This is a genomic window from Paenibacillus sp. Aloe-11, from assembly GCF_000245715.1.
Taxonomy (GTDB): domain Bacteria; phylum Bacillota; class Bacilli; order Paenibacillales; family Paenibacillaceae; genus Paenibacillus; species Paenibacillus kribbensis.
Genome location: NZ_JH601056.1, coordinates 34646 through 46901, shown reverse-complemented (window position 1 = coordinate 46901; position 12256 = coordinate 34646). Strand labels below are relative to the sequence as shown.

Annotated in this window: 14 protein-coding genes and 1 pseudogene; 11 read left to right on the top strand and 4 right to left on the bottom strand. The window is 44.9% G+C overall.

The genetic code is table 11. The annotated features are described in order from the left end of the window. The 9 genes and pseudogenes from asnS to WG8_RS26580 all read left to right on the top strand — a co-directional run. Positions 1-1087: asparagine--tRNA ligase (gene asnS / locus WG8_RS13630; protein WP_007430783.1), on the top strand; the 1087-nt coding region annotated here is incomplete at its 5' end. A 3-nt stretch (positions 1088-1090) separates the two neighbouring features. Continuing rightward, the gene (locus WG8_RS13625; RefSeq protein WP_043891076.1) at positions 1091-1819 is read left to right on the top strand and encodes a DnaD domain protein; all 729 of its coding nucleotides are present in this window, start codon (positions 1091-1093) and stop codon (positions 1817-1819) included. Between the two features lie 128 nt (positions 1820-1947). Then, on the top strand, positions 1948-2553 hold the full coding sequence (locus WG8_RS13620) for an RNA polymerase sigma factor (RefSeq protein WP_179033445.1): 606 nt from the start codon (positions 1948-1950) through the stop codon (positions 2551-2553). Next, a complete protein-coding gene (locus tag WG8_RS13615; protein WP_007430780.1) occupies positions 2550-3017 on the top strand; it encodes a hypothetical protein in 468 nt (155 codons plus the stop codon). Before WG8_RS13620 ends, WG8_RS13615 begins: the two co-directional genes overlap by 4 nt. 45 nt (positions 3018-3062) lie before the next feature. Then, on the top strand, positions 3063-4337 hold the full coding sequence (locus WG8_RS13610; RefSeq protein WP_007430779.1) for a hypothetical protein: 1275 nt from the start codon (positions 3063-3065) through the stop codon (positions 4335-4337). A 1-nt stretch (position 4338) separates the two neighbouring features. Beyond that, the gene (locus tag WG8_RS13605; protein WP_043891074.1) at positions 4339-5121 is read left to right on the top strand and encodes a hypothetical protein; all 783 of its coding nucleotides are present in this window, start codon (positions 4339-4341) and stop codon (positions 5119-5121) included. 157 nt (positions 5122-5278) lie between these two features. After that, positions 5279-5890, top strand: a complete 612-nt coding sequence (locus WG8_RS13600; protein WP_007430777.1) for a flavin reductase family protein — start codon at positions 5279-5281, stop codon at positions 5888-5890. 192 nt (positions 5891-6082) lie between these two features. Beyond that, entirely contained in the window at positions 6083-6856 is a 774-nt protein-coding gene (locus tag WG8_RS13595) for an acetoin reductase (RefSeq protein WP_007430776.1), read from the top strand. Positions 6857-6897: 41 nt separating this feature from the next. Then, a pseudogene (locus tag WG8_RS26580) lies at positions 6898-7034 on the top strand (transposase); the annotation flags it as partial. 369 nt (positions 7035-7403) lie between these two features. Here WG8_RS26580 and WG8_RS13590 read toward each other — a convergent pair. Beyond that, positions 7404-8258, bottom strand: a complete 855-nt coding sequence (locus tag WG8_RS13590) for a helix-turn-helix domain-containing protein (protein ID WP_043891073.1) — start codon at positions 8256-8258, stop codon at positions 7404-7406. A gap of 111 nt (positions 8259-8369) precedes the next feature. Here WG8_RS13590 and WG8_RS13585 point away from each other — a divergent pair, with 111 nt between their 5' ends. Next, on the top strand, positions 8370-9530 hold the full coding sequence (locus WG8_RS13585; RefSeq protein WP_007430775.1) for an epoxide hydrolase family protein: 1161 nt from the start codon (positions 8370-8372) through the stop codon (positions 9528-9530). A 264-nt stretch (positions 9531-9794) separates the two neighbouring features. After that, entirely contained in the window at positions 9795-10322 is a 528-nt protein-coding gene (locus WG8_RS13580) for an NAD(P)H-dependent oxidoreductase (RefSeq protein ID WP_007430774.1), read from the top strand. A 68-nt stretch (positions 10323-10390) separates the two neighbouring features. Here the strand turns inward: WG8_RS13580 and WG8_RS13575 are convergent, their stop codons facing one another. The 3 genes from WG8_RS13575 to WG8_RS13565 all read right to left on the bottom strand — a co-directional run bounded on the left by WG8_RS13575 (position 10391) and on the right by WG8_RS13565 (position 12150). Beyond that, positions 10391-10744: a winged helix-turn-helix transcriptional regulator gene (locus WG8_RS13575; protein ID WP_043891072.1), complete on the bottom strand. Its 354-nt coding sequence runs from the start codon at positions 10742-10744 to the stop codon at positions 10391-10393. 71 nt (positions 10745-10815) lie between these two features. Continuing rightward, a complete protein-coding gene (locus WG8_RS13570; RefSeq protein WP_007430773.1) occupies positions 10816-11472 on the bottom strand; it encodes a methylthioribulose 1-phosphate dehydratase in 657 nt (218 codons plus the stop codon). Then, positions 11473-12150, bottom strand: a complete 678-nt coding sequence (locus WG8_RS13565; RefSeq protein ID WP_007430772.1) for a 2-hydroxy-3-keto-5-methylthiopentenyl-1-phosphate phosphatase — start codon at positions 12148-12150, stop codon at positions 11473-11475. Positions 12151-12256 lie beyond the last annotated feature (106 nt).

The following is a 12256-nucleotide window of genomic DNA, read 5'->3' as shown; positions in this document are numbered from 1 at the left end:
CCTGTATGGGACTGGAGTCGTGCGTGAGGAACCGCGTAGCCAATCAGGCTTTGAATTAACGGTTACAGGCATTGAAATTATTCATCTGACTGAAAACTACCCGATTACACCAAAAGAGCATGGGGTAGATTTCCTGATGGATCACCGTCACTTGTGGCTGCGTTCCGCCAAGCAGCGTGCTGTTCTGATCGTACGGGCGGAGATCATCCGTGCTGTACAGGAATTTTTTAATGGCAACGGCTTTACGAAGGTGGACCCGCCGATTTTGACGCCTTCTTCCGCAGAAGGCACAACAGAGCTGTTCCACATCAAATATTTTGACGAAGATGCATATTTGACACAAAGTGGACAATTGTATATGGAAGCGGCAGCGATGGCTTTGGGTAAGGTATATTCCTTTGGCCCAACGTTCCGCGCAGAAAAGTCCAAAACACGTCGTCACCTGATTGAGTTCTGGATGATTGAGCCGGAGATGGCTTTTGTGGATCATGAAGAATCCTTGCGCATCCAGGAGCAGTTTGTAAGCCATATCGTACAGTCTGTTCTGAAAAATTGTGCAAAGGAACTTGAAACGATTGGACGCGATGTTTCGAAGCTGGAGCAAATTCAAGGCGAATTCCCACGCATCACGTATGATGAGGCGATTGCGTTCCTCCAAGGTGAAGGATTCGATATTCCTTGGGGTGAAGACTTTGGCGCTCCTCATGAAACGGCTATTGCCGAGAAATACAACAAGCCTGTATTCATTACACATTGGCCGGCTCACATTAAGGCATTTTATATGAAACCCGACCCAACTCGTCCAGAGGTTGTTTTGTGTGCCGATATGATCGCTCCTGAAGGCTATGGCGAAATTATCGGGGGTTCCCAACGGATTGATGATCCGGCCTTGATGGAAGAGCGTTTTAACGAGCATAACCTAGCACGCGAAGCTTACCAGTGGTATATGGATCTGCGCACCTATGGCAGCGTTCCGCATTCCGGCTTTGGACTGGGACTGGAGCGTACAGTAGCCTGGATTTGCGGGCTCGATCATGTACGTGAAACGATTCCGTTCCCACGTATGCTGTATCGTCTGTATCCGTAACCGATGACCGGATCATTCGACAAGACATCTGCGGCTGGGTGGGCGGAGGGAGCAGCCTTTGCTATGGAAGCCGGAATGGTCCAGATTCCCTACGCCCTGCTCAAGCATTATCGGACGCTTCGGCTGACGGATGGTGAAATGCTGCTGCTGATGCAGCTACTTGCTTTTAAACAGGCGGAACGTAATGAATTTCCAACATGGGAGCAGTTACAGGCTCGTATCGGATGCACTGCGAACGAAATCGCGCTCTATTTCAGCAAGCTGACGAAAGAAGGCTTTTTGCGGATTGATTCTGTGGAGGACCGCAGCTCATCCGTACAATTTGAACGCTACAATTTGACGGGACTGTATCGTAAGCTGGCGGAATGTATGATTGCCGAGCGTACGGAGACAGACGATGAGGACGACTTTTTGTTTGCCGGGCAACCTGAGATTCAGAATGGAACAACGCAATCTTCGCCTACAGAAGAACGAAATTTGTTCACGATTTTCGAGAAAGAATTTGGTCGGCCGCTGTCACCGATGGAATACGAGACGATCAACAGCTGGATGGATCAGGATCGTTATCCCGAAGAGCTGATTTTGCTGGCTTTGAAGGAAGCGGTGTTTGCAGGAAAGGTGCACTTCCGATATATAGACCGCATATTGCTGGAGTGGAGTCGAAACCGTGTGCGCAATGCACAGGATGCCAAAGAATACGCCCAGCGATTCCGTGGTGGCGGACGCAGCTAAAGCAGTGGTCTGTGTCATCGCCTGTGCACCATCAATGAAGCAGAAAATTAAAGCGAGCAAGCAGGCTTTAATGATAGAGGACACACCACTCCGGTTGGAGGGTGTGTCCTTTTTAAATATTTTTAAAAATATGCAGGGGGAGAAAATTCTCTGACGTCTATAGTATTGGGAAGGGGGAGAGCGTCATTGATATAGAGAGAATCATTGAGCGAATCCGGTCTGGTGATCGGCAGGCGTTCCGTGAGATCGTAGAACTGTACAGCAAGCATGTGTTTCATATCGCCTATTCGGTATTGCATGACAGTAAGGAAGCGGAAGATGCCGCACAGGAAGCGTTCGTTCAGGTGTATAAGTCTCTCCCCCAGTACCGGAACGAAGGTTTCAAAACGTGGCTGAGTCGAATTGCGCTCCACAAAGCGCTGGATATCAAGCGGAAACAGGACAGGCGGCCCACAGAGCTCGTAGACGTCGCACAAACGCTCGTACAGTTCCCTTCCCGGGATGAGGATATGCTGTCGCGCCTGATCCGCGAGGAACGGAATGTAGAACTATCGGAAAAAATCGCCCAGTTGCCCCAGCAGCATCGGGATATTATTCGAGCCTATTATATGCAGGGCAAAACTTATGACCAAATTGCGGATGAGACGCAGGTAGCTTTAAAAACGGTAGAGTCCAGGCTTTACCGGGCACGGCAATGGATTCGAAATCACTGGAAGGAGGAGGAATGGCAATGACTGAACAACAGGATAAACCGTGGATGGAAGGGCAATTAAAGGATTGGCATGCTTATATAACAGGAACTTGCACGTTAGAAGAGTCTGAGCGGCTGGAAAAGCTTTTGCTGGAAGACGAACAGGCGCTGGATGTATATCTTGCTGCACTGGAGCAACTGGAACCGACCTTAGAAGATCATGTTGCCCAGATAAATGCGGAGCACTTCACAGATAGAGTCATGGCCGTTCTTTCCGATATAGACGCAGAAGCGAGTCAAGTCATTTTTAACAAGCGTCGCTGGTTTGAAAAGCCTGTGTTTCACTATGTTATAGCGGCAAGCCTGACCTTGATCTTGCTGTCCAGTGGTGCTTTTGACAAAATGCTGCAAAACAACGGAAAGCCGATTCCTTCAAAAGAACGCGTCTCTTACAGTGAAGAGGTCATGCGAGCTACGACAAGCTGGCTCGACAAATTAAAACCCTAAAATTCGGATTTGGCAATATCCCAAGATTAGAAAGGAAGTGTAGCTGTGCCTTATACAGAACGAAGCAAACTGCTGGCATTTCTGCTGAATATCATCCCTGGTGTAGGACACTATTACTGGAAGCGCAAAGCCAATGCGTTTGTATATACAATTTTGTTTTTTGGATGTCTGGCGGGAGGTTTTTTTCTTGCGGTGGTAGCCAGGGACGAAGGGCCTTTTTTGGCTAGTATTTTTGTGGCCACTCTTTTATGGGGATTGAGTATGCTGCATATCATGATCAGCTTATTGCGTAATGATGCTCGTACAGTTGTTGCTCCATATCCTCCGCATCCTTCTCATACAGGTCCGAACCCGTATGGCTTTTACGCTCAGCATGTATCTTATGGAGGTGAAGGCTTGGGGGTAGAAGCATCGGAAGGTGCAACAGATACAAATACGGATGTACCGGGAGCAGGAGTAGGCTACGGTCCAGGTTATAATCCTTATGAGCAAGGATACTACGGGGCGCCGGGTTCGCCCGCTTACCCAAAAGGGTCGGATAATGAACGTTTTTTCACCATATTGCTATCGTTCATCCCGGGATTGGGGCACCTTCATCTGGGGCTAATGCAGCGTGGCTTGTCTTTTCTGATGTCCTTCTTTGGCTTTGGAGTAATTCTCATCTTTATTACCAGCGTTACAAACGAATCTGGGTTTATGGCGTTTGCAGGCGTGTTGCCGATTATTTGGCTGTATTGCATGTTTGATGCGGTGCAGCTTGTACATCGCAAGCAAGCAGGAGAAATTCTTCAGGACCGGACTTTGTTTGAGGAACTGGAGCATGGAAGAGTTGAGGGACGGCGCAGTAAAATGCTGGCTTCGATTTTATCCGTATTTCCCGGTGCCGGGCATATGTATATCGGTCTGCAAAAACGGGGGCTTCAGCTCATGCTGCTGTTTTTAGGAGGAATCTATGTGCTGGATGTGCTGCATCTTTCGCTCTTTTTGTTCCTGATTCCAGTCATCTGGTTTTACAGCTTTTTTGATGCGTTGCAGCAAGTAAGCCGTTATGGTCGGGAACCACTGATTGACAAGCCTGTCATCGGCATGTTTGCACAATATCATCGGTGGGTAGGCTTGGGATTGCTGGCGCTGGGTGCTTATTACATCCTGATTAACATCCTGGTTCCTGTGCTGGATCGCCTGTTTCCAGAAGGGCAGATTTACAATATCGTTGACACGTATTTACGAACAATTATTGTATCCTTCTTGTTGATCGGCGGTGGTATTTGGATGATGATCGGTAACTCCAAAACGAAACGGGCAAAGGAGAAGCGATAGAATGGATACTGAATTTTCAAAGAGTGAGGCTCCCATGAAGGGAGTCCATCATTCTCCTGGTGACGGGACAAGCTCTATAGGTTTTTCTGGTCCATCATCCAATAAGAGGGAATCCCACAAGACATCAACAGCTTCAGCAGGGGTATGGAAGGTCGGAAGGCTTTCAATGGGACTTTTTCTTGTCCTGTTAGGCGGCGTAACGTGTGCCTCCAAGTTTTGGGGAGCAGGCACCCTGGAGCAGATATTGACGTGGTGGCCTGTCGTATTTGTTTTGCTGGGATTGGAGATTTTAATGTATACAGCGTGGAAAGGGACACGTGAGCGCATTCGTTATGATTTGTTCAGTATGTTCATTACGGCTGTATTGGTTTTTTTCTGTATCGGATTTGCTTTGGTTAGCTCACTGGGACTTACTACGCAAGTCAGGGAAATGATGGGTTCTGTGCAGGAAACAAGGCTTCTCCCTGATTGGCATGAGAAAATGCCTGCCGGTGTGACCAAGGTGATTGTGCAGGGAGAAAATCCGTATGCGGTCAAAATTGATGCAACCACCTCACCAGAGGTGCATGTGTTTGGAAGCTATGTATATACAGGCAACGAGAACGAATTCAAAGGACAAGAGCTATATCAGACAAAGCAAATTGGAGATACGTTATATGTGCTGCTCGGCCAAATTCCGACACGTTTTATGCAGGATCGGCAGCAGCTTGACGTTACGGTTGCAGTTCCCAAGGGAATTGCGGTTACTGTACGTGATAGCCATGGGAATATTATCGGGGAATAGGGAGAGCTTCCGGCTCCAGCTTTACATTCTGCATCATTCACGCGATACTTTAAAGGAGAAGCCCTTGTGGATTCATTCAGTGTATGTGATCTTAGGGTAAACTTGAAGTAAGTGAATTGAATACAACTACGAATGTACCTGGAAAGAGAGGAAAAACATGATACCGTTAAATCCTGATACGCTTACAGCGCGTGAAAATTATAAACTGTTAAGCGGAAGCATTATACCGAGACCAGTAGCCTTTGTAACGACGTTGAGCAGCGAAGGAGTGCTGAATGGAGCCCCGTTCAGTTATTTTTCCATCGTAGCCTCCGAGCCGCCGCTTCTGTCCGTATCCGTACAACGTGTGGACGGAGTGTCCAAAGATACAGCGCGCAATGCGATGGAGCAAAAAGCTTTTGTCGTACATATCACAGATGAGGACAATGTGGGCGCAGTGAATGTGACGGCTTCTCGTCTGTCGCCGGATGAGAGTGAAATTACGTTAGCAGGACTAACGCCGATCCAAAGTACAAAAATTGCGGTTCCGGGTGTGAGCGAGGCGAAAATACGGATGGAATGTGTCCTGGAGCGGGCAATACCGCTGGGAGGTACGGAGAACGCACCGGCCTGTGATCTGCTGATCGGGCGCGTGGTGCAGTATCACTTATCCGAGGAATCGTACCAAAACACCTATGTAATTGCCAAAAATTTGCGTCCGGTGAGCCGGTTGGCTGGAAACGATTATGCGAAGCTAGGTGAGCAATTCAAGCTGGAGCGTCCCCAATAGGGGGCGTTTTTTTATAGCATTAAGTACTAGTGAATACTCTGTCCATTGTTGCGTATAAATATAAAAATGCGCGAGAAAACGTGACAAATCATTCGTAAACAGCAGAAATATGAATTCAAATCTGGTTTATAGACATATAGTTAATGTGGGAAGTTCGTAATACAATTTTCTCATCAAAGGAGGATCTTGGTTATGAGCAAGGTTGCAATCGTTACGGGTTCTGCAGGCGGATTAGGAAAAGGTATCGCAGAGAGGCTGTGCAGAGATGGTTTCAGTGTTGTACTTCATGACATAAATGAAGCGTTGCTGAACGAAACGGTTTCTGAACTCAAAGGAAAGAGCTTTAATGTTATCGGAGTTAAAGGAGATGTATCTAAACGTGAGGACCAATTCAATCTGGTCAAAGAAGCGGTTGATCAATTTGGTCGTTTAGATGTTTTTGTTAACAATGCGGGGATCGACGGCGTTGCTCCGTTTTTGGAAATTACAGAAGAACAACTGAACAGACTATTCAAAATCAACGTAAATGGCGTCGTTTTTGGTACTCAAGCCGCCGCCAATCAATTTATTAAGCAAGAAGCCAAAGGAAAAATCATTAATGCGTGTAGTATAGCAGGCCACGAATCCTTTGATATGCTCGGCACATATTCTGCGACCAAGCATGCTGTGAAATCCTTTACCCATTCGGCCGCTAAGGAACTGGCTAAATATAAAATTACAGTAAATGCATATTGTCCCGGTGTTGCAAAAACGCAGATGTGGGATCGGATTGACGAAGAAATGGTTAAGTATAGCGACGACCTAAAACCGGGGGAAGCATTTGAGAAGTTTTCTTCGGAAATTGCCCTTAAAAGATATCAAACGCCTGAAGATGTCGCCAATTTAGTATCTTTCTTGGCTTCGGATGATTCGGATTATATTACAGGTCAAGCCATACTCACGGATGGCGGTCTAGTTTATCGTTGATACATTAGATTTTAAAATTCCGAATTTGCATTCACAAAGAAAAAGGTGTAGAGATCATCGAGGGCACTTCATGCCAGATCGTATTCATATGCTGGTGAGCATTCCACCGAAGATGAGCGTATCGAGCTTCATGGAATACCTCAAGGGGAAGAGTGCCCTCATGATCTCCGCCAAACATGACATCCATAATCCTTTCTTATGTGTCATTCCCTGTGGTTCAATTGAAGATAAAAGGCTTCCTTTCGTTGCACCGCTTATCTTAATTCCCTCTCAAAAAAATGTATAGATAGTATTGTTCCAAATAGAACAATTATACCCATTGTCATATAAGCATACATATTGCTCAGTCCATTTAGATTCCAAGGTCTGAAAACAACAAATAGCATGCTACCCCTAATAAGCATTCCCCATGCCGTATTAACAGTGTATCGAACTTCCTCATTAATCTCTGCGGCTAGATACTGTAGATCACGAATGTCACTGCAGCTAATATTCCCCAGAACAATGATTCACATGAAAAGTTTATAAATAGATCAGTCCTTATCTTCTATTGAGTAGTGGCAAACTTACGAGAGATGGTCCTATACTTTGTAGGTGAGATCCCTTTTTTAGCTTTAAATTGCTTGATAAAGTAAGTGTCATACTCAAATCCAGTAGCGCGTGCAATTTCATTAAGCTTCATACCTGTATGTGTTAAAAGATCACACGCAACTTTCAAACGATATGAAAGTAAGTAACCTATTGCTGTATTTCCACATCTTTCCTGAAATAATTTATTAAGAGTTACACGGTTCAAATGAGCACAATTCGTCAAATCCTCCAAAGAAATCTTTCTCAGGTAATTAGTGTGTATATATTCTAACGCTAAATCAACGGACGACCGTTCACTATTCCGATTTAGATCCTCAAGCAACCCTAAAATTTGGATGAGGTACTTTTTTATTCTGCATACCCAGCGTGTATCGCTTTGCGCCTGTACTTCTGTACCAAGTACAAAAAACCATTCAAATAAATGTGGATATGCTTTTTCCGTTACACGAGGTACACCAAAATATAGATGATCACGTTGAAAAAGTGAAAGACCTGTTTGTATTCTCGGACCAGTTGGAAAGTAACCCTGCGTTTCGGAAAGAGTTATTGTGTTAAGAAATTCTAGGTGAAAACTAAAGGATTGCGCAGCTACGTTATGCTTCTCAATGACTTGTATATCATCATCTTCAGCCAAGCAAAGGACGCCCGGAGCGACAATGGATATTGGATGTTCGTTTAATATCCCGCTCATTGTTCCAGACGTAACTAAAATTAGAGTAAAACGCCCCGGATAAGGAAGATTACTAAAGTCCTCCACTGCGACAAATTCAATATTCACGGAACGGTTTTTATACCTGTCAATTTGTGGCATAGTAGTCACCTATCAAATAGTATAGTTAGATGCTTCATTTATAGCATTGTACCACAGAAGTTCAAGGGATATCATTACGATGCAACACAACAAAAAAGGAGGAGAAACGTTATGGCAGTTGAACGTTTTCATATTCACATCTCTGATGAAATCCTTGCTGATCTAAAATACAGACTACATCACATCCGCTGGCCAGATCAATTAGAAGACTCGGATTGGGATCGAGGAACTGAATTAAATTATTTGAAATCTCTCGTTTCGTATTGGCGGGACCAGTATGATTGGCGCACACAAGAATCTCAGTTGAACCGCTTTTCCCAGTTTTGCTGCAATATCGATGGGATTGATGTGCACTTCGTTCATGAGCGTGGTAAAGGACCTAACCCTTTGCCGATCATTCTTACTCACGGATGGCCAGACAGTTACCTTCGTTACCAAAAAATCATCCCTCTTCTTACTGATCCAGCCAGCCACGGCGGTGACTCTGAGGACTCTTTTGATGTAATTGTCCCTTCATTGCCTGGATTTGGGTTCTCCAGTCGCCCTGACCGTTCTGGCGTCAACAATTTTCGTGTCTCCGAGATGTGGGCTAAATTAATGACGAAAGAATTAGGATACAAAAAATTTGCTGCTGCAGGTGGGGATATTGGCTCCGGTGTTACAAGATATCTGGCATCAAACCATCCTGAACTTTTATTTGGAATCCACCTAACTGATATTGGTATTATAAGAAATCTCCTCACATCACATGAGCAGGTAACACTTTCAGAAGAAGAGCTGCAATACAAGAAAAATGCTTTAGAATGGATTTCCCTTGAGGGGGGGTACATGTCACTTCAATCGACACGCCCCCAGACTCTTGCTTATGGACTTTCTGACTCACCAGTAGGCTTAGCTGGCTGGATTATTGAAAAATTCCGTGCTTGGAGTGATTGTAATGGTAACCTCCGGCAAAGATTTAGCGAGGATGAGCTGATTACGCATATAATGGTTTATTGGCTTACTAACACAATTGGATCATCAACACGTATGTATTATGAAAATTCACATTCTTTGCCGCCATTGGGCTACATAGAAGTACCTACCGGAATTGCATTATTCCCAGCAGATATATTGTTACCGCCTAAAGAATGGGCAGTACGCAACCTAAATATAACTCGCTGGACTTCAATGGCTCGTGGCGGACATTTTACCGCCATGGAAGAGCCAGAGCTTTTAGCACAGGAGATTCGTGCCTTCTACAAGCCTTTTAGAGCGAAAAATAAAAATTAATATTTAATCAAGATCCAATCAGCGCATTGACTGGATTTAATAATAGGGACCTTTCATACCCTAGGATATTCCGGACAAGTGGGTCGACCATTTGCGTCGCACTTTCCTAGGTCGACGATAAGCGGTTACCCCCATCGGTTCAATACAATGAAGTAATACTTACCTTTATAATAGTACCTGTAGTAAAAGTGCGTACTTTTTTATTTATAGTGTGGCCTCTATACTCAAGAAGAGAAATAAATAGAACTCAAGGAGGACATCGCTTTGAAAACTCTTGTTATCGTAACACATCCAAGTATAGAGACATCTATCATTAATAAACGCTGGGTAGAAGAGCTCAAAAAATACCCGGAAAAGTATACAGTTCACGAATTGTATAAGGCTTACCCTGATGGAAATATTGATGTGGAAAGAGAACAAAAATGGATTGAGAGTCATGATAAACTTGTTTTGCAGTTTCCTATTTTTTGGTTTAACTGCCCTCCACTCCTTAAAAAGTGGTTAGATGATGTATTTACTTACGGCTGGGCTTACGGATCGAAGGGAGATAAACTAAAAGATCGTAAGATTGCTTTGGCTGTATCAGCTGGTATAAAAAGTGAAGATTACAGCGAGAACGGTAGATACAAGCATACCTTGGAGGAAATTTTAGTACCTTACAAAACAACCGCTATTTATTGTAAAGCAGACTACCGTTCGTTCTTTGCTTCATACGGTGCTGAATTTGAACCCACGGCTGAAACAATTGAAAAAAGTGCACAAGACTATTTAAACTTTATCGATCAAATGTAAATAACAAAAAAACAAGGAGGCATCCGTATAGGGTGCTTCCTTGTTTTAGTGAAATTATTATTCATTCTTCATATCGTGTCTAAATCAAGGTCTGCGTTTTTTTCACCCCATTCACACATCATGTCTAGAATAGGAATTAGCGAAAGACCACGTTCAGATAATGAATATTCAACTTTTGGGGGGACCTGGGGAAATTCTGTGCGTATGATCAGGTCATCTGCCTCCAGTTCTTTTAGCATGAGGCTTAGCGTTTTAAAGGAAATGGTACCGATACATCGCTGCAGTTCATTAAATCGTATAACCTTATTTTCGGAAAGCCAATACATAATGATCATTTTATATTTACCGCCTATTAAGGATAACGTGTATCCAAAGCCAGTATCTTTTAGTTTCACGCCAGTGGGAACACAGGTTTCAGGCACAAGCTACACTCTCCTTTCGATAAGGATAGGATATGAAGCGGAGAGGACATTATGTTGCAGGGGGGGATTTTTCATCTTGAACTTTTTAGCAGCAGGGAGCGATACGTCGTTTCAAACAAAAATTCAAACGCCTCCAGATGCTTTTTAGCTTCAAATACATCACGTCCCCACGCATAAATGCCGTGATTACGCAATAAAATCCCTGGAACCCGCTCATTCAGCACACCCGGCACCAGCTTGGCAATCGAGGCGATATCGGCATAATTCGGCAGCACAGGAATGTGGATGGCAGCATTTTCTTCCCAAATGTTAAAAGCCTTAATCAGCTCGATCCCTTGCACAGGTACAGAGCCCTGCTCCCCGTAATACTCGGAAATCAGGTTGTTAAACACGGTATGCACATGGAAAACGGCTCCGCAGCCTGTCAGGCGGTAAATTTCACAATGAATCAGCGTTTCGGCACTCGGCTTGAGGTTGGTTGCTTCGGCGGCTTTCCCGTATGGATCAACAAACAGAAAATCTTCCGGTGTTCGCTTTGTCTTATCCTTGCCGCTGGCGGTAACTGCAAAATAAAATTGTTCGGGCTGAAAATCACCGATGCGGATCGACAAATTGCCGCTCGTGCCGGGGAACCAGTTGCGAGATGCAAATAGCTCCTTGACATCGGCGAGTTCTTCCAATGCGCGGCGTTTTTCTTCCAATGTAATGTCTGTCCAGCTAAAGCTCATTTACAGCACCCCTTGCTTCTGTTTTTGCTTTAAATCCTCGATAATGTCGTCAAATGTTTCAAAGGGTACATGCGGTACGTCAAGCTCTTGACACTTTAATGTCAGGTGTGAGCGGGAGTAGACGAGGTCGGCAATTTTGGCTCCTTCAAAATCCGTCAGGCTGTCGCCGATCAAGATCCGTTCGTACTGTTCGGCAGGGTATTGACGAATGATGGTCGTTTTGCACATACCGCAGTCATTTGTACACGGCTTCTCACATGGATGCGGCCACGTAATCTGGATGTTATCACTGGAGAAATCTGCTCCATTACAGAAGATGTGATCCTGCGGAATATCGAAGGGTTTAAGCAATGGATCAATAAAAAAATCGATGCCGCCGCTGGTGACGAAAAATTCAATCTGCTGCTCCCGTACATAGTCCAAAAAGCGTGCAAAGCCCTCGCGTATACCCGCTTGTCCAAGTACGTATGAGATGATTTCGTCCTTTTGCGCCGAAGGCATGAGGGCAAACATGGCACCTACGCCTTCACAAATGGAGGTATGTCCGTTTACGATATAATGCATGATGGGCTCATAGCCCGCAGGCTGAAAATGCTTCATGATAGCGACAATATTGTCGCTGTTCGTAATCGTCCCGTCAAAGTCGCAAAAAATGACGGGCTTCTTGGATGAACTCATGGTTCGCCTCCCCACGTATCAAGCGCGGATTGCAGCTCAGCATGAGAGCGGGCGTATTCTGCCAGCGGCACATTCTGCTGCACCGCCTCAATCGCTTGCACAAAAG

Coding starts and splice junctions, on each gene's coding strand:
- WG8_RS13585 (WP_007430775.1), top strand. CDS start 8,370: ATGGCAGTTGAACGTTTTCATATTCACATCTCTGATGAAATCCTTGCT.
- WG8_RS13605 (WP_043891074.1), top strand. CDS start 4,339: ATGGATACTGAATTTTCAAAGAGTGAGGCTCCCATGAAGGGAGTCCAT.
- WG8_RS13595 (WP_007430776.1), top strand. CDS start 6,083: ATGAGCAAGGTTGCAATCGTTACGGGTTCTGCAGGCGGATTAGGAAAA.
- WG8_RS13565 (WP_007430772.1), bottom strand. CDS start 12,150: ATGAGTTCATCCAAGAAGCCCGTCATTTTTTGCGACTTTGACGGGACG.
- WG8_RS13600 (WP_007430777.1), top strand. CDS start 5,279: ATGATACCGTTAAATCCTGATACGCTTACAGCGCGTGAAAATTATAAA.
- WG8_RS13615 (WP_007430780.1), top strand. CDS start 2,550: ATGACTGAACAACAGGATAAACCGTGGATGGAAGGGCAATTAAAGGAT.
- WG8_RS13625 (WP_043891076.1), top strand. CDS start 1,091: ATGACCGGATCATTCGACAAGACATCTGCGGCTGGGTGGGCGGAGGGA.
- WG8_RS13590 (WP_043891073.1), bottom strand. CDS start 8,258: ATGCCACAAATTGACAGGTATAAAAACCGTTCCGTGAATATTGAATTT.
- WG8_RS13570 (WP_007430773.1), bottom strand. CDS start 11,472: ATGAGCTTTAGCTGGACAGACATTACATTGGAAGAAAAACGCCGCGCA.